This is a genomic window from Variovorax sp. 01N425, from assembly GCF_056399465.1.
In genome coordinates this window covers 169,653-189,298 of the sequence record NZ_JBFTRJ010000013.1, presented here as the reverse complement: position 1 = coordinate 189,298, position 19,646 = coordinate 169,653, and the positions used below count along the sequence as shown (strand labels likewise).

Sequence of the window (19,646 nt, the reverse complement as noted above, 5' to 3'; positions counted from 1 at the left end):
GCGCCGCCGGCCGCACCGTCAGCTGAACACGCTCTCCAGATCGGCTTCTTCCGCGCTGCTGTCCAGCTTCAGGCTCTGCTCGATGTGGTCGAGGTGATGGAGCATCAGCTTCTCGGCGCGCTGGGCGTCGCCGCGATTCACTGCCGCGACGATTTCCTCGTGCTCGTCCGCGCGGCAGCTGGTGGCGGTGGGCGCGTCGTACAGCGAGATGATCAGGCAGGTCAGCGCCGACAGCTCGCGCATCGAGCGCGCCAGCGCGGAGTTGCCTGCCAGCTCGGCCAGCAGCACATGGAATTCGCCCGAGAGGCGCACGATGGCGCGCTTGTCGTCGCGGCTGCGCGCCTCGGCCTCCAGGTCGATGTGGCGGCGCAGGCGCTGGCGCTTGACGTCGTCGAGCGTGCGGACGAGCCGGCGCAGAACGCCCGGCTCGATCAGCCGGCGTGCCTCGAACACGTCCTGCGCCTGCTCGATGGTCGGCTTGGCGACGAAGGCCCCCTTCTGCGGAACCAGCTCGACGATCTGCTCGTGCGCCAGCCGGGCCAGCACTTCGCGCACCTTCGCGCGGCTGGTGGCGAAGATCGCGGCCAGCCGGTCCTCGCCGAGCTTGGTGCCCGGCGCGAGCCGGTGCTCGAGGATCGCCGCCGAGATCTTCTCGGCAATCTCGTCGACGCTGTGCTCGCGGGAGTTGGCGGCACTGGTCTTGCGTACTGAAGCTTTGGTGGACATCGCAGCCGATTCTATCGACGAGCCCTCCCCGCAGCCGGCTGGCGCGCGGCGCCCCCGGCGGCCTCAGGCGCGGCCGGCATCGCGGGCCAGGAGGCGTGACAGTGCATCGGGCAGTCCCTGGTTCGGCTTGACCGGCGGCGGCGCGAAACTGCCCCTGCGCGCCGGCGCGGGCGCCAGCGATGCGAGCGTCTGCGCATGGCAGACGGCGCTGGACACGCCGTCCACCACGGGCACCGGGATCCGGTCCTTGATCGAGCGCGCAAGGCCCGCCAGCGGCGCGCCGGCGATGATGATCACGTCCGCGCCGTCGTCCTCGACGGCCGACATGCACAGGGCCTCGAGACGCTCGCCATGGTCGTCCTGCACGCTGCCGATGTCCTTGAGCGGCCCCTCCAGGCTGCGGATGCTCGCAAGCCGCTCCAGGAGCCCGTTGGCCTGCACGCACTCGCGGTACCAGGCCGTGATGCGGCGCGAGATCGCGATGATGGAGAAGCGCTTGCCCAGCAGGCAGGCGCTCATCAGCGCGGCCTCGGTGAGGCCGACCACGGGAATGTCGAGCGCCTCGCGCAGGCCGTCGATGCCGGGGTCGCCGAAGGCCGCGACCACGATCGCATCGTGCCGCGCGTGGTGCTCCGCGGCCAGCGTGGCGGCCGCATAGGCGCCGATCAGCGACTCGAACCGGGTCTCGATGTAGGCGACGCCGAAGGGCGCCGTCAGCACCTCGATGCGCGTGTCGCCGGCGGCCGCGCGGCGGGCCTCGGCCGCGATCAGGTCCGAGACGCTTTGCGAGGTGTTGGGGTTGATCAGCAGCAGGTTCATGGCAATGTCTCCAGCGTGAGGCTTAGGCGGGTCGACGGGTGGGCAGCAAGGTGGGCCCGGCCCGGCGCAGGAATTCGCCGCGCCCGGCGCGCGGATGGAAGCGCTCGCCGTCCCACACGACTTCGCCGCGCGCCAATGTCAGCGCGGGCCATGCCTTGACGTCGATGCCTTCGTAGGGCGTGTAGTCGACCGCATGATGCAGGTCAGCGTTGCGGATGGCGCGCGGCGTGGTGCCCCAGACCACGAGGTCGGCGTCGGCGCCGACGGCGATCGTGCCCTTGCGCGGATGCAGGCCGTAGGCCTTGGCGGGATTGGTGGAGGTGAGCTCGACGAAGCGGTTGATCGTGATGCGCCCGTCGAGCACGCCGTGCGAGAACAAAAGCGGCAGCCGCGTCTCGATGCCCGGAATGCCGTTGGGAATGTGGCGGAAGGCCACCTCTTCGCCGCCGGGCTTCTTGCCCTCGGGCGCGTCGTAGCGAAACGGCGCGTGGTCCGACGAGAAGATGGTGAACAGCCCGTCGGCGAGGCCGTTCCAGATCACCTGCTGGTTCTCGCGGTTGCGCGGCGGCGGGCTGCAGACGCAGCGCGCGCCCTGGTAGCTGTCGTCGATGCCCAGGTCCTCGGCCGTCAGGAACAGGTACTGCGGGCAGGTCTCGGCAAACACGCTCAGGCCGTGCGCGCGCGCCCAGCGGATCTGCTCGACGGCTTCGCGGCCCGACACGTGCACGATCATGATCGGCACGTCGACCAGCTCCGACAGCGCGATCGCGCGGTGGGTCGCCTCGCGCTCCACCAGCATCGGCCGCGCATGCGCATGGAAGCGCGGCGCGGTGCGGCCGCTGGCTTCGAGCCGCTTGGTCAGCCATTCGATGCAGTCGGCGTTCTCGGCATGGATCATGGCCATCGCGCCGTGCTCCCTGGCCACCGCCAGCACGTCGAGGATCTGGCCGTCGTCCAGCTTCAGGTCGTCGTAGGTCATGTAGATCTTGAACGAGGTGTAGCCCTCGGCGATCAGCTGCGGCAGCTCGTGCTTGAGCACCTCCTCGGTCGGGTCGCTCACGATCAGGTGGAAGGCATGGTCGACGTGGGCACGGCCTTCGGCGCGCTGGTGGTAGTCCTGCACGGCGGCGCGCAGCGACTGGCCCTTGTGCTGCGCCGCGAACGGGATCACCGTGGTGGTGCCGCCGCAGGCCGCGGCGCGGGTGCCGGTGTCGAAGTCGTCGGCCATGCGCACGGGCGGCTCCATCGGCTGGTCGAGGTGGCAGTGGGCATCGACGCCGCCCGGCGTCACGTAGCGGCCGGCGGCGTCGATCTCGCGCCGCCCGGGGGGCAGCGCGAGGCCCAGCTGCACGATGCGGCCGTCGCGGATGCCGATGTCCGAGTCGAAGGTGTCGCTGGCGGTGGCAACGCGGGCGTTGCGCACCACGAGGTCGAGGTCGCGGAAGGTCATGGTCTTTCTTCTGTGAGTCTGTCTGTGTCTTGTCTGCGCGGCTGCGCGAAGGCGTTCAGGCCGGCGGCCCGAACAGCCGGCCCCAGCCCCGCACGGCGCGGGGATCGATGCCGACGGTCTTCAGCGCCCGCCACACCACGGTGGCGACGGAGTCGTAGATCGGGATGCCGAGCTCGCGCTCCATCTCTTCCACCAGCTGCGCGCCGTGCAGGTTGGTGCACATGATGGTGATCGCGTCGGGCCGCTGCTGCGCCACTTCGCGCAGCATGCGGCGCAGCGTGTCGGCATCGACCTCGCTGAATGCGAAGTTCACCGTCAGCCCGAGATGGCGCTCGGCCACGCAGTCGATGCCGATGCCCGCGTAGTTGGCGACGATGCGCCGCTGCACGTCCTCGACATAGGGCGACACCAGGCCGAGCGTGCGCGCGCCCTGCGCAGCCAGCAGCTCGTTGAGCGCCAGCACCGAGGTGCTGGCCGCAATGCCGGTCGCCTCGGTGATGCGGGCGCACAGCGCCTGGTCCTTCTCGAAGCCGAGCCAGCTCGCCGAGGTGCCGCTCCAGCAGATCGTGTCGACGCGCGCGTCGGCCAGCAGCCGCGCGGCCTCGAGGATCTTGCTGTCGTCGAACTGGCTGAGCGAGGCGCCGCGCATCGAGATCTCGGTGACGGTGAAGCGCGAGAAGTGCGCCGACACGCCGGGCACGCCGCTCACCATCGCGCTGGTCAGCGGCTCCAGCGCGGTGTTCGAGGAAGGCGTGAGCACGCCGATGAGTTTGCGTGGGGTCATGGTCGTCTTCAGAGGCGAGGGGTATCGGTCGGGTCGGCCGGTGCGGCCGGCTTTCCCTGGTGGCGCGAGGCCAGGTCGAGCTCGTGCGCCAGGGCCTTGCGGCGGGCGGGCGTCGGCCCGGCATGCGAGGGATTGTCGAGCGCGGGCAGCACGAAGTCATTGACCATCTTGCGGATCGCCAGCACGTTCTTCGACTCGCGCAGGCCGCCTTCGATGGGCAGCATGCTGGTCATCACGACCACCGCGTTGCGCTCGGGCAGCGCCACGATGAACTGGCCCTTGAAGCCCATGGCATGCACTTCGGGCTCGGTGGCGACGATGTCGTTGATCCACCAGAACTGGCCGTACCACGGCGCGGACGACGGCGCGGTCATGGTCCGCATCCAGGCCTGCGACACGATCTGCCGGCCGTTCCAGCGCCCGCCCGAGAGCACCAGCATGCCGAGCTTGGCCATGTCGACCGCGCGCAGCCGCAGGCCCCAGCCGGCCGACACCAGCCCCTTGCCGTCGGCGCGCTCCCAGGCATAGTGCGCCATGCCCATCGGCTTGAAGATCTTCTGCTCAGCAAAGGCCTGCAGCGGCATGCCGGCATCGGCGCCCAGCGTTGCGCTCGCAAGGATCGGGTTGACGTCGGTGTAGTCGAAGGCCTCGCCGGGCGGGCGCCTGGGTGTGGTCTCGGCGGCGAGCTTCAGGCGGTCGGGGGCGCCGTAATAGATCGGGTCGTCGGTCGGCTTGAAGTCGTAGAACAGGCCGGTCGACATCGACATCACGTGCCGCAGCTCGATGGCCTGCTTGTCCGCGAGCGCCGTCTTCAGGTCCGGGCGCGCCTTGGCCAGCACGGGCGCCACCTTCTCGTCGAGGCGGCTGCGGCCTTCGTCGATCAGCACGCCCGCGGCCAGCGCGGTGACGTTCTTGGTGATCGAGTACAGCTCGTAGTTGTGGTCGCGGCCGAGCCCCCAGCTGTAGCGCTCGAAGACCAGTTTGCCGTCCTTGACCACGAGGAAGCTGCGCACGTCGAGATCTTCCTTGCGGATCCACTCGGACAGCCGCACCAGCGGACGCGAATCGACGCCGACGGCCTCGGGCACTGCGGCGGCGATGGCGGGCCCGGCGTCATCGGCCGGGGCCACGGATTGGGCCAGCGCGGCACCGGCCGAGGCCAGGTTCAGGGCCAGCGCGATGGCCGCAAGGCGGACATGGGACATGGACATGGTTGTCTTCTCCTGGAGGGTTGCGTGCCTCAGACCGGCAGCTTCTTGCTGTAGTCGATCAGCATCGTCGAGCAGACGAACAAGCCCGCGCCCGCGGCCGTGAACAGCATCAGCGCCATGAAGTACGAGCCGGTGGCCTGCACGATCAGGCCCACCACGATCGGCACGCCGATGCCCGCCACGTTGCCGCCCAGGTTCATGGTGCCGCCGAGAAAGCCGACCCGGGCGCGCGTGCCGAGGATCGAGGGCACGCACCAGAACAGGCCGCACCAGCGCAGGAAGAACAGCGTCACCGACAGCAGCACGACCACGGCGATCGGGTCCTTGATCTGCGTCACCATGAAGATGGCGATGGTCGCGATGATCGACGAGATGCCGAACAGCGTGCGCAGCACCTTGCTCTGCGAGGCGCCGGCCGCCTGCCACTTGTCGGCCAGCCAGCCGCCGAACATCTCGCCCACGAAGCCCGAGAAGAACATGATGAACACCGCGCCGCCCATCTGCTTGATGTCGAAGCCGTGCACCTTCGACAGGTAGTTGGGCATCCAGGTGAGCAGGCCGTAGAACAGCGCGTTGAAGCACATCCAGCCGAAGAACATGCCCCACACGGAGCGGAAGCGGAAGAAGTCGAGCACCCGTCCGCTCGCGTCCGCCGATTCCTTGGCCGCGTCGGCCGCATGGCTGGCCTCGATGAAGCGCGCCTCGGCCTCGTTCACGCCGGGATGCTGGCGCGGATGGTTGCGGATGTAGCGCCAGGCGAAGTAGCCGGCCAGCACGGTCCCGCCGCCGGCAATGGCGAACGCCATGCGCCAGGAGCCGAGCACGGCGATCAGCCCCGAGATCAGGATCGCGCCGAGCGCGGCGCCCAGCGGCGCGCCGCCATCGAGCAAGGTGGCGCCGCGGCCCCGTTCGGTCTGGGTCATCCAGATGCCGTTGAGCTTGCCGCCCGCAGGGTAGATCGGCGCCTCGGCCGCCCCCAGCCCCAGGCGGGTCAGCAGCAGCGGAACCCAGCCCGTGCAGGCGGCGGCAATCGCCTGGAAGAAGCCCCAGCCCAGCGTCGCGCCAGCGATGACGACGCGCGGACCGAAACGGTCGGCCAGCATGCCGCCGGGAATCTGCATCAGCGCATAGGTCCAGAAGAAGGAGCTGAGCAGCAGGCCCTGCACCGCGGGGCCGATGTCGAATTCCTTGGCGATCAGCGGCATGGCCACCGACAGCGAGGCGCGGTCGATGTAGTTGATCGAGATCAGGAACAACATCATCAGGAAGATCTTCCAGCGCACCTTGGTGGGCTGGTGGGCTGGATTGGCGGTCGCCGCGGGCGCCGATACCGTCGTTGTCGATTGCATTGGTTGTCTCCTTGGAGGCGCACTGCCGCGGGGCCTGGACCCCGGCGCAATGGCGCTTCCCATCGCATGGTTGAAGCACGGCAAGCCGCTGTGCAAAGAGGCCCGTGCGCTCTTCGGCGCATCGGGGCTCCGCGGCCCATCGGCAGGACTGCAGCCGGCGCCGCTGCCGCTCTTCAGGCGTCGAACACAGGCTGTGGAGCGAATCTAAGTTTCGTCGACAGTGTTGTCAACAATGATGTTGATATTTTTATCGACACTATCGTAAACACTTAGAGTGCCCCGACGTGGCGCCCAAGCTGCGACTTGTAGACAGCACAAAACGCGTCACGCGTCCGGACGCAGCAGCCATCACCGAACTCAGCCTGTCAGCAGCCCGCGAAATGCTGCCGTCCTCGGTGCAGAACAGACCGGTGGACTGGTGTGGAGTCGCGCACTTCAGCAGAACACCAGGAAGCGCGCTGATGCGATCAGCAGTTGATCTCTTTGTCGAAAATATTTAAACAATCCACTATTTGCAAACAGAAGAACATTTTAATTAACCAAGGTATTTGCAAAGTTAGATCGTCACCAATGACGCAATATCCATTCGCCAGCCGTCTCGCTATGATGTTGAGTTTCAATCGGGGAGAACTCATGTCCACGGAGACAAATTCAGCAGCGCGCGCTCAACATTCGGAGCCAACCATCACCCTCTATGGCCGCGTTGCGGCAGGATGGCTTGGGAAAGTTAGCTTTCCAGATCCGTACGATCTTCACTTCTCTATCGTCATAGATGACGCATACAGCGGAATCAAAGTAATTGACGGACAACCGTCGATGCTGGAGGCAGGCTATCAGAATTTCTTCCTGATCAAAACAAATCGCTACGACAACGCACTTCCTGCCGAGATAAAAGTCCGCATCCCTTTGGAACCACCGTCGGGCATGTCACAAAGAGAATTTGCCCAGAAAATAATTGATCGATCGCAAAGATTTTCAAGCTATGTGGCCCCGTACTCATTCCCGAAAAATCTGAGAGAATCAGCGATGCGTCCCGGCGAATACAATAGCAGTTCGTACGTCGCAGGATTACTCAGAAGCGTAATGGGATATGTGCCGCTCATTTCCACCCCAGGGTTCCAATCACCAGGGTGGGAAAATCCTCTGCCTCTGCACTACTACAAAGGCGAAGCGATAAGATGAAAATCAGTTGGCTTCTTCCTTTAAACGTGCTTCTGTGGGGCGCGTCGATTCCCGCAATGAATTACGGCGCAATGGCCTTGAGCGAGCATCGAATCGCCAAAGTGCCAGAAGCAGTTTTACCAATTTTCATTTTTGCACTTGTTCTTTGGGCTGGATTTATTTATTGGCGTCTTGTTCCGACGATGCGGAATCCATATCAAAGAATAGTCGTTCTGGTGCTTTTTGTCGGTACGATGTGTTTGGTCGCACTAGGGGCACTTTGGGTGGCGTTCGTGGTTGCAGTTGCAACCTTTGGCTTGTGACGCATCCCAATGCAAAAGTCCCGTCGCATGGACTGCGCGGGACTTTTGGAAACTTGCTCAGATTCATTCTGGCGGAGAGTGTGAGATTCGAACTCACGGACGCTTTCACGTCGGCAGTTTTCAAGACTGCTGGTTTAAACCACTCACCCAACTCTCCGGAACCGTCGATTTTATGCTGACGCCGGCCCGTTACTCGTCGGGCAGGAAGAGCGACTGCAGGTCGCTCAGGAAGTCCAGCCCGCGCTCGGTGGGCCACACGCGATGCAGGTCGCGCGCGATGAGGCCCTTGCGCTCGGCTTCCTCCAGGCCCTTTTGAATGCTGGTCATGGCCAGCCCGGTGCGTTCGCTGAACTGGGGCAGCGTGAAGCCCTCCTTCAGGCGCAGCGCGTTGAGCATGAACTCGAACGGCAAGTCGGCCAGCGCCACTTCGTCACTTTGCGCCACGGCGGCGCCGGTGCGGGCGTTGTTCATGTACAGGCGCGGCTCGCGAAAGCGTACCTGGCGCACGATGCGGTGCGCGAAGCTCAGCTTGCTGTGTGCGCCGGCGCCAATGCCCAGGTAGTCGCCGAACTGCCAGTAGTTGAGGTTGTGCGCGCAGGCGTGGCCGCTGCGCGCATAGGCCGACACTTCGTAGCGCGACATGCCGCTGGCGGCGGTTCGCTCGGTGATGCGGTCGAGCATGGCGTAGGCCAGGTCGTCTTCGGGCAGCGCCGGCGGAAACTTGGCGAACCAGGTGTTGGGTTCGATGGTGAGGTGGTACACCGAGATGTGCGGCGGCGCGAGCGCCAGCGCCTGGGTCAGGTCGGCGTCCAGCCCCTCGAGCGTCTGGCCCGGCAGCGCATATATCAGGTCGAGGTTGAAGGTGTCGAACGCGCTCGCGGCTTCTTCCATGGCGGCAATGGCCTGGGCGCGGTCGTGCACGCGGCCGAGCGCCTTCAGGTGCTCGTCGTTGAAGCTCTGCACGCCCACCGAAAGCCGCGTGACGCCCGCGCTGCGGTAGGCGCGGAAGCGGTTGCGCTCGAAGGTGCCGGGGTTGGCTTCGAGCGTGATCTCGCATTCGGGCGCCAGCTTGAGGCGGGCGCGCACATCGCCGAGCAGGCGGTCGATGGCCTGCGGCGAAAAAAGGCTTGGCGTTCCGCCGCCGATGAAGATGGTGTGGACGGTGCGGCCCCAGATGAGCGGCAGCGCAGCGTCCAGGTCGGCAATGAGCGCGTCGAGGTACGCCGGCTCGGGAATGCCCTCGGCCTCGGCCTCGTTGGTGGCGCGCCACTCGTGCGAGTTGAAGTCGCAGTAGGGGCACTTGCGCAGGCACCAGGGCAGATGGATGTAGAGCGAGAGCGGCGGCAGCGCCGCGAGCTGCAGCGGGCCGGGCCGCATCCAGTGCAGCACGTCGTTGGCCTGCGGTGCGCCCGCGGGCTGTACGGGCTGGATGGGAACGACAGAGGCCATCGCTCAGAACCAGCGTTCGCGCATCAGCGCCAGCATGGCCTTGGCCGCCTGGCCCCTGTGGCTGTTGGCGTTTTTTACCTCGGGCGGCAGCTGGGCAAAGGTCTTGCCGAAGCCGGGCAGGTACATGACAGGATCGAAGCCGAAGCCGTTGTCGCCGATGGGCGCCTTCGTGATTTCACCGACGACCCGACCGACTGCGATGAGCGGCTCGGGGTCGTCGTGCCCGCGCAGCGCAACCAGCGTGCTGACAAGCGCGGCGCGCCGGTTGGCCACGCCGTCGAGCTGCTCGAGCAGCGCCTTGACGTTGTTGGCGTCGCCCTTGGCATAGCCGAACTGCGTGGCATAGAACGCGGTGTCCACGCCCGGCAGGCCGCCGAAGGCGTCGACGCAAATGCCTGCGTCGTCGGCAATGGCCGGCAGGCCGGTCGCGGCGCTGGCATGGCGCGCCTTGGCCAGCGCGTTTTCGACGAAAGTGCGAAACGGCTCCTCGGCCTCGCCCACGCCCAACGCCGACTGGGGCACGAGCGTCACGGCCAGCTCCGCAAACAATTGCTGGAGTTCGGCAAGCTTGCCGGCGTTGTTGGAGGCCAGGACCAGTTTCATCGCCATCGACCGATCGATCACTTCGAAACGAGGGACTGCTGCTGCAGCACGATCAGTTCGCCAATGCCCTTTTCGGCCAGGCCGAGCAGCAGGTTCATCTCCTCGCGCGAGAAGGCCGCGCCCTCGGCGGTGCCCTGCACTTCGACGAAGTGGCCGGCGCCGGTCATCACGACGTTCATGTCGGTATCGCAGGCGGAGTCTTCGGTGTATTCGAGGTCGAGCAGCGGCGTACCGGCAACGATGCCGACCGAAATGGCCGCGACATGGCCCCTGATGGGCGACGCGGGGATCGTGCCGGCGGCCAGCAGCTTGTTGACGGCGTCCTGCGCGGCGACGAAGGCGCCGGTGATGGCCGCCGTGCGGGTGCCGCCATCGGCCTGCAGCACGTCGCAGTCGAGGTGGATGGTGCGCTCGCCCAGCGCGGCCAGGTCGAACACGGCGCGCATCGAGCGGCCGATGAGGCGCTGGATTTCCTGCGTGCGGCCGCTTTGCTTGCCGCGGGCGGCTTCGCGGTCGCTGCGCGTGTGGGTGGCGCGCGGCAGCATGCCGTATTCGGCCGTGACCCAGCCTTCACCGCTGCCGCGCTTGTGCGGCGGCACGCGCTCTTCGACCGAGGCGGTGCACAGCACGCGGGTCTGGCCGAATTCGATGAGCACCGAGCCCTCGGCGTGGATGGTGAAACCGCGGGTGATGCGCACCGGGCGCAGCTGGTCGGCGGCACGGCCGCCGCTTCGTGTGAAAGCAGTCATTTTTTTGTGAGAGGTATGTGGAACAAAAAGCGCAGACGGCCCGCAAGCCGAAGCAGCCAGGCGATCAGGTTTTCTTGGCTGCCGAACGGCGAATGGCTTCGTTGATTTCGGCAATCGAGCGCTCGATGGCGTCTTCGTCGAGGTCGTCGAGCGCGTCGAGTTCGCCGTCCGCGGGCATGCCGGCCTGGATGGTGGAAGCAAAGACGCCGTCGTCGATGGTCTCGGTGGAAACGCCGCGGTCTTCGCCCGTCGAATCGGGCATTTCCCATTCGAGGGCGATGAGCGTGACGTTGTCGCTGTGCGCGCCGCCCTTGCGCAGCGCCATTTCGGCCAGGTCGGGCGCGGCGTCGGACACCGGCTTGTCGGAGGACAGCGTGTGCACGATGACGGCGTCGTCGAGCACGCCCCAGACGCCGTCGGAGCACAGCATGATGCGGTCGCCGCGCTGCAGCTGCAGCGGGGCCGAAATGTCGAACAGCGGCGTGGTCGGCGAGCCCAGGCAGGTGAGCAGCAGGTTGCGGTTGACCGGCATGTCCGCGCCATGCGGACGCGGGCGCTCGGCATGCGAATGGTCGCGCGTGCGGGTCAGCAGGCGGCCGTCGCGCACCACGTAGAGGCGCGAGTCGCCGCAGTGCATCCAGGTGGCCGTGGTGCCCTGGAGCAGCGCCGCGACGACGGTGGTGCGCGGCGTGTCGAGCATGGCCTTGTGGCTCGCGTACCGCATGATCTGCTGGTGCGCCGCCATGGCCGATTCGGCCAGGAAGGCCTTGACGTCCTTGACGGTGGGGCGCGCTTCGCGCTGGTAGAGGGCCGCGATGGTCTGCAGCGCCAGCTGGGCCGCAACCTCGCCCTCGGGGTGGCCGCCCATGCCGTCGGCCAGCACGAAAAGGCCCGACTCCCGCGTGTAGCAGTAGCCCATGCGGTCTTCGTTCTTGAGACGGCCGCCCTTGCGGCTGACCTGGAATACCGAGAATTTCATGCCGGGCGCGTGGTAGGTGCCGCCGCCCTAGGCAGGGCCTTCTTGTCGAAGGAGCGGATGTTGTCAAATGAAAGCCGCACCTTTTCGCCGACGGTGAGCTTGGTATAGCGGCGCTCGCCTTCGCGGCTGAGCTCCTTTTGCAGCGCAAAGACCGACTGCGGACGCGAGAGCGGATCGAGCGACATGCACCATTCGACCACCTCGATGAGATTGTCGGAGTACACGCCGCGCAGGCGCGACAGCGACAGGCTGAGCCGGTCTTTCTCGATGCGGCGCGGGGCGTCGTTGGGCGGATAGCCCTGCATGCAGGCATAGATGCAGGCACCGATGGCGTAGATGTCGGTCCAGGGACCCATCGACGAGTCGCGCCGGTACATCTCGGGCGCGGCAAAGCCGGGGGTGTACATCGGCCGGATGAAGATGCCCTCCTTGCTGAGCACCTCGCGCGCGGCGCCGAAGTCGATCAGCACCGCCCGGTCGTCGTCGGTGACGAAGATGTTGGCGGGCTTGATGTCCAGGTGCAGCATCTTGTACTGGTGCACGATGCGAAGGCCGCGCAGGATCTCGTCGAACAGCGACCGGATGGTCGATTCGCGGAAGACCTTGGGCCTTTTCAGGTCGCGCGCGGTCACCACGAAGTCCTGCAGGGTGGCGCCCTCCAGGTAGTTCATGACCATGTAGACGGTTTCGTTCTCGCGAAAGAAGTTGAGAACGCTGACCACCGAGGCGTGCGAAATCTGCGCGAGCGAGCGCCCTTCCTCGAAAAAGCTCTTGAGGCCGAGCCGGTAGAGCGAGAGCTTTTCGGGCGCCACTTCGGGCGTCAGCTCGCCCGGCCCGCGCGTGGCGAGCGAAGATGGCAGGTATTCCTTGATGGCAACCTGCTGTCCGCTGGGGTCTATGGCGAGGTAGACAACGCCAAAACCGCCTGCGGAAAGCCGGCGAACGATGCGGTAACCGCCAATGACCGTATCGGGCAGCAGGGGCGAAGGCTTGACCTTTGACATAATCCGGGAGTTTCGCCCGAAGGCGATGGTGCGGCAAGCGAACGCCATGCCGACGCCTCGGTGCTTGCAAGCAAAACCATAGTGAGGCGCAATGCCAGTTTACAGCATGACCGGCTATGCCAGTGGCCAGAACGGCCCCGCCGGCAGCCACTCCGAAGCCGAGGCACGGCCTGCCGCCGCGGGCCGTCTCGGGGTCGAAATCCGCTCGGTCAACAGCCGCTTCCTCGACCTCACCTTCAAGTTGCCGGAGGAACTGCGCCAGCATGAAACCGCGCTGCGCGAGCTGCTCACGGGCAAGCTCAAGCGCGGCAAGGTGGAGGTGCGCGCCGCCATCGAGAACACCGCCCAGGCGGGCGTCGTCGAGCCCTCCGTCAAGCTGCTGCAGCGGCTCAACGGCGTGCAGGACGGCATCAAGGCCTGGCTGCCGGGCGCCCGCGAACTGAGCGTGGCCGACGTGCTGCGCCTGGCCGGCGGCGACAGCGCCGCCCGCGGCGACTGGGGCGGCGACCTGCTCGAGGTGGCCGGCAAGGCGCTGGATGCGCTGATGTCGGCCCGCCAGCGCGAAGGCGCGCGGCTCGCCAAGATGCTGGAGGCCCACCTCGCCCAGCTGCGCGCGCTGGTCGAACAGGCCGGTCCGCTGATTCCGCAGCTGGTCGAGCAGCAGCGCGCTCGTTTCCTGGAGCGCTGGCAGGAAGCCATGGGCCTGACCGGCGGCACCCTGCCCGAGGCCGCCCAGGACCGCGCGCTGACCGAGGCCACCGCCTTTGCCATCCGCATCGACGTGGCGGAAGAGCTCACGCGGCTGAATTCGCACCTCGACGAGATCGAGCGGCTGCTCAAGAAGGGCGGCGAAATCGGCAAGCGGCTGGACTTCCTGATCCAGGAGCTGCATCGCGAGGCCAATACACTGGGCTCCAAGTCGGCCGCGCTGGAGCTCACCCGCATCGGCGTGGACATGAAGGTGCTGATCGAGCAGATGCGCGAACAGGTACAGAACATCGAATGAGCGAGCGAATGGACTATCCAGGCAACATCTTTGTCGTGGCGGCACCCAGCGGTGCCGGCAAATCGAGCCTGGTCAAGGCGCTCATGGAGCTGGACACAGCCGTCCAGCCCTCGGTTTCCCACACCACCCGGCCACCGCGCGGGCAGGAAAAGCACGGCCGGGAGTATTTCTTTACCTCGCCCTCCGAATTCGACGCCATGATCGCGGCGGATGGGTTCGTGGAGTGGGCCCACGTGCACGGGCACCGCTACGGCACCTCCAAGAAAGCCATCGAGGAGCGCATCGCCCAGGGGGCCGACGTCATCCTGGAAATCGACTTCCAGGGCGCCATCCAGATCCGCAAGACCTTCGCCAACGCCGTGATGATCTTCATCCTGCCGCCCAGCTGGGAAGAACTGCGCTCCCGGCTGGAGCGGCGCGGCGAAGACAGCGCGGCCGTCATCGAGCTGCGCCTCAAGAATGCCGCCGAAGAGATGGCCCGGGCGGGGGAATTCGACTTCGTTATAATCAACGAGTTATTTGAGCGCGCGCTTTTCGATCTCAAGGCGATCGTCCACGCTCAGCGGCTTCGGTATTCTGCACAGCGCCGCGCACGTGCCGACACATTCGCCGCCCTGAACATCCCCTGATTTCCTGCTCACCGACCGAAAGACTCCATCATGGCCCGCATCACCGTCGAAGATTGCCTGCTTCAGATCCCCAACCGCTTCCAGCTGGTCCTGGCCGCCACCTACCGTGCGCGCATGCTGAGCCAGGGCCATGCACCCAAGATCGAGAGCAAGAACAAGCCCGCCGTCACGGCCCTGCGCGAAATCGCCGAAGGCAAGATCGGCCTGGAAATGCTCAAGAAGGTGCCGGGCTGATCGTTGTTTCTGACGCAGCCCTGCAACGAAAAGGCACCGCAAAGCGGTGCTTTTTTTACGTCTGGACGCGTCCATAGAGCGGTCACGCTAAAGTGGTAGCCATGAGCGCGGTTGCCAAACATCAGTCCCATGCCCCCACGGGGGGCACGCCCAAGCCGAGCCCGGCGGCGCTGAATGCGGCTGCCGCGAGCTTTGCCGCGCTGACCGCCAGGCTCGACTACCTGAGCCCCGAAGACACCGAGCTGGTGCGCCGCGCCTACCGCTTTGCCGACGAAGCCCACCTGGGCCAGCTGCGCAACAGCGGCGAGCCCTACATCACCCACCCCATTGCCGTAGCGGCGCAATGCGCCGAATGGAAGCTCGACGCACAGGCGCTGATGGCCGCCCTGCTGCACGATGCCATCGAGGACTGCGGGGTCACCAAGCCCGAGCTGATCGAGCGCTTCGGCGCGCCGGTGGCCGAGCTGGTCGACGGGCTCACCAAGCTGGACAAGCTGCAGTTCAACACCCGCGAGGAAAACCAGGCCGAGTCGTTCCGCAAGATGCTGCTGGCCATGGCGCGCGACGTGCGCGTGATCCTGGTCAAGCTGGCCGACCGCACGCACAACATGCGCACGCTCGACGATGCGCCGCGCGAGAAATGGGCCCGGATCTCACGCGAAACGCTCGAAATCTACGCGCCCATCGCGCACCGGCTGGGCCTGAACCAAACGTACCGCGAACTGCAGGAACTGTCGTTCCGCCATCTGAAACCGTGGCGCTATGCCACCCTGTCCAAGGCCGTGGCCAAGGCGCGCGGGCGCCGCCGCGACCTGATCCAGAAGGTGCAGCGCGAGGTCGAGACCGCCTTTGCCAACGCCAACATGACGCTGCGCATCGCGGGACGCGAGAAAACGCTCTATTCGATCTACCGCAAGATGGAGGAAAAGCACCTGAGCTTCGCCCAGGTGACCGACATCTACGGCTTTCGCCTGATCGTGCCGAACGTGATCGCCTGCTACACCGGCCTTGGCATCCTGCACCAGATGTACAAGCCGCTGCCGGGCAAGTTCAAGGACCACATCGCGATCGCCAAGCTCAACGGCTACCAGTCGCTGCACACCACGCTGGTGGGTCCGGCCGGCGTGAACGTGGAGTTCCAGCTGCGCACCGAGGCCATGCACGTGGTGGCCGAATCGGGCGTGGCGGCGCACTGGCTCTACAAGGCGGCCGAGCCGAACGCGGCCAGCAACGACCGGCTCGGCACCAAGTGGCTGCAGTCGCTGCTCGACATCCAGGACGAAACCCGCGACGCCGCCGAGTTCTGGGACCACGTCAAGGTCGACCTGTTCCCGGATGCGGTCTACGTCTTCACGCCGAAGAGCCAGATCCTCGCGCTGCCGCGCGGCGCCACGGTGGTCGACTTTGCCTACGCCATCCACAGCAACATCGGCGACCACACCTCCGCGGCACGCATCAACGGCGACCAGGTGCCGCTGCGCACGGAGCTCAAGAACGGGGACGTGGTCGAGGTCATCACCGCGCCCGTGTCCACGCCCAATCCCGCGTGGCTCGGCTTCGTGCGAACCGGCCGGGCGCGCTCCAAGATCCGCCACTACCTGAAGACCCTGGCCCATGCCGAGTCCGAAGGCCTGGGCGAGAAGCTGCTGGCCCAGGCACTGCGCGCCGAAGGCCTCAGCAAGCTGCCGGCCGAGGACGCCGAGCACCAGGCGCTGTGGGAAAAGCTGCTGCGCTTCACCGGCAACCGCACGCGCGCCGAGCTGCTGACCGACATTGGCCTGGGCAAGCGGATTGCCAGCATCGTGGCAAAGCGGCTGGTGGCCATGCTGTCCGAACTCGGCGAGCGGCCCGATGCGCTGCTGCTGAGCCGCGAGCGCTTCATCTCGCACGAGACCATTTCCCAGGGCGCCGTCACGCTGGATGGCAGCGAGAACTCGTCGGTCCGCTTTGCGCTGTGCTGCCGGCCGATTCCGGGCGACGAGATCGTGGGCTATCTCGGCCATGGCGAAGGGCTGGTCGTGCACACCGAGTCCTGCGGCGTGGGCCAGCGCCTGCGCCACAAGGACAGCGAGCGTTTCTTCGCGGTCGAATGGGCGGACGAGCCGACCCGCACCTTCGAAACCGGCGTGGTCATCACGGTGCGCAACGACAAGGGCGTGCTCGCGCGCGTGGCCGCGACCCTGGCCGACGCCGAAGCCGACATCACGCACGTCGAAATGGCCGACGAGACGCCGCAGGATTCGACCGACCTGCGCTTCGTGATTGCGGTGCGCGACCGCACCCACCTGGACAGCGTGCTGCGTGCCGCGCGGCGCACGGCCTCTGTGCTGACCGCCGCAAGGACGGTTCCCGCGCCCTGACCGGCGGGCAGGAAGGCTAGCGCGCCGTGCCCGGCGCCGGATAGCTGACCGACAGCAGCTCGACCTCATGGGCGCCGCCCGGCGTCACGAGCTTCACCACGTCGCCTTCGCGCGACTTGAGCAGCGCGCGGGCAATCGGGGAGATCCAGCTGACCTGCGACTGGGCGCTGTCCGCCTCGTCGATGCCCAGGATCGTCACGCTGCGCTCGTCGCCCGTTTCGTCCACATAGCGCACTGTTGCGCCGAAGAACACCTGGTCGCTGCCGTGATGGACCGACGGATCGGTCACTTCGGCGATTTCGAGCCGCTTGGTGAGAAAGCGGATGCGCCGATCGATTTCCCGCAGCCGCTTCTTGCCGTAGAGATAGTCGCCATTCTCGGAGCGGTCGCCGTTCTTGGCGGCCCAGTGCACGGCTTCGACGACCTTCGGGCGCTCTTCGTCCATCAGCTGAAGCAGTTCGTCGCGCAGGCGGGCATAGCCGGCCGGCGTCATGTAGTTCTTGCTGCCGCTCGGCAGTGCGGGCGCGGTGCTTTCACCGCCGTCGTCGTCACCGTCGCTCTCGGTTTCCTTGGTGAATGCTTTGCTCAACTTGGTAGAACCTCTGGTCTCAAGGAAGGGATGGGCTTTTCACCGTATTTTCAACATTCGCGACAGGGTGCGCAGCGGCGCCGTCACGCGCCACGAGTTCGAGGCCCGAAGTGCCGTGCATTGCGCTTCCAGGTGCGAGGTGCGCAATCTCGCGCGCTCCAGGTCCTGCGCGAGAACGGCCTGGCTGCGCTGGCATTCGGCGAGTTCATGTTGGCGCGCATCGCGTTCGGCGATTGCCTCGCTCAAATGCTGCTGGCAGGCCGTGCGGCCGGCAATGGCTTCGTCCAGTTCGCGCTGCTGCTCAGCGCGGCAAGCCATTGCCTCGTCGAGTTTCCGCTGGAGCACCGCGCACTCGGACACGGCCTTGTCCAGCTCACGCTTGATCGCCACGCGGTCCAGGGTGGCCTGGGAAGGAAATTCGATGCTGCCCGGCGCCTGCGCGGTGTGGGCAGCAAGCTCCCTGCCCACGCGGACCTTCGACGGCACCGCCGTCTCCCGATGGGCCGACAGCGCCCGCTCCCTGTCGAGCTTCGCACCCAGGACCGGATGCAGCTTGTCGTAGAGATACGCCGGGTCCTCCACGAGACGCGGAAAGTCGAGCATCACCAGCGGCACGTCGTGCTTGACCAGCGTGTGCATCAACTCATGAAAGCCCAGCGCAAGAAGGCGTGCTTCGTCGATCGGGTTGAGCGAATAGACGATGCCGCCCGGCGTGGTCCCCCACGACTCCCAGAGCCGGCAATCGTCCGGCAGGCCCTCCATGGCATACCGTGCGCGCAGCTCGTTGACCACGCGGCTGGTGGAGGCTTCCACGATGCTGCGCATCGGAAAGATCACCGCATCGAGCGCGATGGACGGGTCCGCGAGCAGGCGCGTGGCATAGGCATGCAGCCAGGGCGACTTGATGACGTAGGGCAGATCGGGGTTGTCGAAGGGCAGGTCCTCGAGGCCCGCGTTGGCGTCCCCGTTGTAGGTGCTCGCGTCCGGATGCCTTGCAAGATGCGTGTCCAGCCCGCAAGCCGCCAGGTACTGGACGAGGAAGGTCGTGCCGGCGCGCCCCGTGCCGGCAATCATCAGGTGGTTTTTTCTTGCGGGCGTCATTGATGCAGCGTCCGGGTTGGCGCCGTTCCCTCCAGCGAAGCCATGATCTGCTGCACCGCAGCCGAGACATCGCAGCTGGAAGTGTCGACTGTGAGCGCGGGGTTTGCCGGGGCTTCGAAGATGTCGGACACGCCGGTGAAGCGCGCGATCGCGCCCTGCCGCGCTCGCGCATACATCCCCTTGGGGTCGCGCCGCTCGCAGACTTCCAGGGGCGCGTGCACGAAGACCTCGTGGTACGAAGGGCCGACGATCGAGCGCGCGAGATCCCGGAGCGCCTGCAGCGGTGAAACGACGGCAACGATTGCCACCATGCCCTGCTCGTTCAACAGCCGAGCGATGTGGGCAATGCGGCGGATGTTCTCGTGGCGGTCTTCCGCGCTGAAGCCGAGCCCGTGGTTCAGTCCCTTGCGGACCTCGTCGCCATCCAGCCGCACGGCACCCACGCCCCTGGCGCGCAGCAAGGGCTGCAAGGCGGCGGCGATGGTGGACTTTCCCGCGCCGGACAGCCCCGTGAGCCAAATGACGGGCGGCGGCCGCAGTGTTGTTGTCGAAGCAGGACGATCGGCGTCTGGTTTCTGCAACTGTTCTGGCATCGAAAAACAGGTCTGGCCGGGCGCGGCGCCTCAAGGCAGCGGCTCACCCGGCGTGAAGGAAGACGAAGGTTCTCAAGCGGCTCGTTTTCTTCCGGCTCCTCCGGTGAACAACAAGAATGCCTCAACAGCACCCGAAGGTCGAGGGCGATCCGGCGCAGGATCGATTGCATTGAATGGAGCCCGGAGCGGGAACATTGCCCGTGATCTCGTTGAACGGAAAAATATTCCGCAGAGAGCCGCGCAAAAGAAAAAGGGTTAGGACACGTAATGTCCTAACCCTTCAAAGAGTGGTGCGGCTGGCAGGAATTGAACCCACGACCCCTTGGTTCGTAGCCAAGTACTCTATCCAACTGAGCTACAGCCGCACAGCTATCGATTATAGCATCCATTTTTGGCCCCTGGCGGACCAAGCTCAGAAATGAATGCAATTGGTAGGCCGTGATGGGCTTGAACCATCGACCAACGGATTATGAGTCCGCTGCTCTAACCAACTGAGCTAACGGCCCACGAGAGGCCACGATTCTATT

General features: G+C 66.0%; 21 protein-coding genes and 3 tRNA genes. 7 read left to right on the top strand and 17 right to left on the bottom strand.

Annotated features, from left to right (window positions below):
• Positions 1 to 18 precede the first annotated feature (18 nt).
• From AC1DSC_RS23310 to AC1DSC_RS23285, 6 genes are all read right to left on the bottom strand, one after another.
• Positions 19 to 726 carry a GntR family transcriptional regulator gene (locus AC1DSC_RS23310; RefSeq protein WP_018906766.1) on the bottom strand — a complete coding sequence of 236 codons (708 nt, stop codon included), beginning with the start codon at positions 724 to 726 and terminating at the stop codon, positions 19 to 21.
• Positions 727 to 789: 63 nt separating this feature from the next.
• Positions 790 to 1,545 carry an aspartate/glutamate racemase family protein gene (locus AC1DSC_RS23305; RefSeq protein WP_018906765.1) on the bottom strand — a complete coding sequence of 252 codons (756 nt, stop codon included), beginning with the start codon at positions 1,543 to 1,545 and terminating at the stop codon, positions 790 to 792.
• Positions 1,546 to 1,567: 22 nt separating this feature from the next.
• Complete coding sequence (gene hydA / locus AC1DSC_RS23300) at positions 1,568 to 2,995, bottom strand: dihydropyrimidinase (RefSeq protein ID WP_018906764.1); 1,428 nt, start codon at positions 2,993 to 2,995, stop codon at positions 1,568 to 1,570.
• Between the two features lie 55 nt (positions 2,996 to 3,050).
• Positions 3,051 to 3,779 carry a maleate cis-trans isomerase family protein gene (locus AC1DSC_RS23295; RefSeq protein WP_018906763.1) on the bottom strand — a complete coding sequence of 243 codons (729 nt, stop codon included), beginning with the start codon at positions 3,777 to 3,779 and terminating at the stop codon, positions 3,051 to 3,053.
• 8 nt (positions 3,780 to 3,787) lie between these two features.
• On the bottom strand, positions 3,788 to 4,990 hold the full coding sequence (locus AC1DSC_RS23290) for a serine hydrolase domain-containing protein (protein ID WP_369663478.1): 1,203 nt from the start codon (positions 4,988 to 4,990) through the stop codon (positions 3,788 to 3,790).
• A gap of 29 nt (positions 4,991 to 5,019) precedes the next feature.
• Positions 5,020 to 6,339 (bottom strand): MFS transporter, encoded by a 1,320-nt coding sequence (locus AC1DSC_RS23285; RefSeq protein WP_015867054.1) that lies wholly within the window; start codon positions 6,337 to 6,339, stop codon positions 5,020 to 5,022.
• A gap of 570 nt (positions 6,340 to 6,909) precedes the next feature.
• On the opposite strand from AC1DSC_RS23285, the gene AC1DSC_RS23280 reads away from it, so the two are divergent.
• The gene (locus AC1DSC_RS23280) at positions 6,910 to 7,521 is read left to right on the top strand and encodes a hypothetical protein (RefSeq protein WP_478131928.1); all 612 of its coding nucleotides are present in this window, start codon (positions 6,910 to 6,912) and stop codon (positions 7,519 to 7,521) included.
• On the top strand, positions 7,518 to 7,823 hold the full coding sequence (locus AC1DSC_RS23275) for a hypothetical protein (protein WP_369663481.1): 306 nt from the start codon (positions 7,518 to 7,520) through the stop codon (positions 7,821 to 7,823). The genes AC1DSC_RS23280 and AC1DSC_RS23275 overlap by 4 nt, the downstream gene beginning before the upstream one ends.
• 69 nt (positions 7,824 to 7,892) lie before the next feature.
• Here AC1DSC_RS23275 and AC1DSC_RS23270 read toward each other — a convergent pair.
• From AC1DSC_RS23270 to AC1DSC_RS23245, 6 genes are all read right to left on the bottom strand, one after another.
• A tRNA-Ser gene (locus tag AC1DSC_RS23270) sits at positions 7,893 to 7,980 on the bottom strand.
• A gap of 32 nt (positions 7,981 to 8,012) precedes the next feature.
• On the bottom strand, positions 8,013 to 9,272 hold the full coding sequence (hemW, locus tag AC1DSC_RS23265; RefSeq protein ID WP_028256405.1) for a radical SAM family heme chaperone HemW: 1,260 nt from the start codon (positions 9,270 to 9,272) through the stop codon (positions 8,013 to 8,015).
• Between the two features lie 3 nt (positions 9,273 to 9,275).
• The gene (locus AC1DSC_RS23260) at positions 9,276 to 9,875 is read right to left on the bottom strand and encodes a non-canonical purine NTP pyrophosphatase (protein ID WP_028256406.1); all 600 of its coding nucleotides are present in this window, start codon (positions 9,873 to 9,875) and stop codon (positions 9,276 to 9,278) included.
• Positions 9,876 to 9,892: 17 nt separating this feature from the next.
• Positions 9,893 to 10,624, bottom strand: a complete 732-nt coding sequence (gene rph / locus AC1DSC_RS23255; protein WP_015867095.1) for a ribonuclease PH — start codon at positions 10,622 to 10,624, stop codon at positions 9,893 to 9,895.
• Between the two features lie 64 nt (positions 10,625 to 10,688).
• Entirely contained in the window at positions 10,689 to 11,603 is a 915-nt protein-coding gene (locus AC1DSC_RS23250) for a PP2C family protein-serine/threonine phosphatase (RefSeq protein ID WP_015867096.1), read from the bottom strand.
• On the bottom strand, positions 11,600 to 12,607 hold the full coding sequence (locus AC1DSC_RS23245; RefSeq protein ID WP_015867097.1) for a serine/threonine protein kinase: 1,008 nt from the start codon (positions 12,605 to 12,607) through the stop codon (positions 11,600 to 11,602). The genes AC1DSC_RS23250 and AC1DSC_RS23245 overlap by 4 nt, the downstream gene beginning before the upstream one ends.
• A gap of 91 nt (positions 12,608 to 12,698) precedes the next feature.
• On the opposite strand from AC1DSC_RS23245, the gene AC1DSC_RS23240 reads away from it, so the two are divergent.
• From AC1DSC_RS23240 to AC1DSC_RS23225, 4 genes are all read left to right on the top strand, one after another.
• Positions 12,699 to 13,613, top strand: coding sequence for a YicC/YloC family endoribonuclease (locus AC1DSC_RS23240; RefSeq protein ID WP_027730611.1), 915 nt, complete (start codon positions 12,699 to 12,701; stop codon positions 13,611 to 13,613).
• Positions 13,614 to 13,621: 8 nt separating this feature from the next.
• Positions 13,622 to 14,242: a guanylate kinase gene (gene gmk / locus AC1DSC_RS23235; protein ID WP_015867099.1), complete on the top strand. Its 621-nt coding sequence runs from the start codon at positions 13,622 to 13,624 to the stop codon at positions 14,240 to 14,242.
• Positions 14,243 to 14,272: 30 nt separating this feature from the next.
• The gene (gene rpoZ / locus AC1DSC_RS23230; RefSeq protein WP_015867100.1) at positions 14,273 to 14,476 is read left to right on the top strand and encodes a DNA-directed RNA polymerase subunit omega; all 204 of its coding nucleotides are present in this window, start codon (positions 14,273 to 14,275) and stop codon (positions 14,474 to 14,476) included.
• 101 nt (positions 14,477 to 14,577) lie between these two features.
• Positions 14,578 to 16,836, top strand: a complete 2,259-nt coding sequence (locus tag AC1DSC_RS23225) for a RelA/SpoT family protein (RefSeq protein WP_018907216.1) — start codon at positions 14,578 to 14,580, stop codon at positions 16,834 to 16,836.
• 16 nt (positions 16,837 to 16,852) lie between these two features.
• Here the strand turns inward: AC1DSC_RS23225 and greB are convergent, their stop codons facing one another.
• From greB to cysC, 3 genes are read right to left on the bottom strand one after another with little or no spacing between them, the layout of a single operon-like run.
• Positions 16,853 to 17,425 carry a transcription elongation factor GreB gene (gene greB, locus AC1DSC_RS23220; protein WP_319427543.1) on the bottom strand — a complete coding sequence of 191 codons (573 nt, stop codon included), beginning with the start codon at positions 17,423 to 17,425 and terminating at the stop codon, positions 16,853 to 16,855.
• A 39-nt stretch (positions 17,426 to 17,464) separates the two neighbouring features.
• A complete protein-coding gene (locus AC1DSC_RS23215; RefSeq protein ID WP_369663532.1) occupies positions 17,465 to 18,526 on the bottom strand; it encodes a hypothetical protein in 1,062 nt (353 codons plus the stop codon).
• On the bottom strand, positions 18,523 to 19,107 hold the full coding sequence (gene cysC / locus AC1DSC_RS23210) for an adenylyl-sulfate kinase (RefSeq protein ID WP_436288300.1): 585 nt from the start codon (positions 19,105 to 19,107) through the stop codon (positions 18,523 to 18,525). The genes AC1DSC_RS23215 and cysC overlap by 4 nt, the downstream gene beginning before the upstream one ends.
• Between cysC and AC1DSC_RS23205 the strand changes: the two genes are divergently transcribed.
• Positions 19,037 to 19,378, top strand: a complete 342-nt coding sequence (locus AC1DSC_RS23205; RefSeq protein WP_478131931.1) for a hypothetical protein — start codon at positions 19,037 to 19,039, stop codon at positions 19,376 to 19,378. The genes cysC and AC1DSC_RS23205 overlap by 71 nt on opposite strands.
• A 29-nt stretch (positions 19,379 to 19,407) precedes the next feature.
• On the opposite strand, the gene AC1DSC_RS23200 is transcribed toward AC1DSC_RS23205, so the two are convergent.
• Both AC1DSC_RS23200 and AC1DSC_RS23195 read right to left on the bottom strand, forming a co-directional pair.
• Positions 19,408 to 19,484, bottom strand: a tRNA-Arg gene (locus AC1DSC_RS23200).
• 64 nt (positions 19,485 to 19,548) lie between these two features.
• A tRNA-Ile gene (locus tag AC1DSC_RS23195) sits at positions 19,549 to 19,625 on the bottom strand.
• Between the last annotated feature and the right edge of the window lie 21 nt (positions 19,626 to 19,646).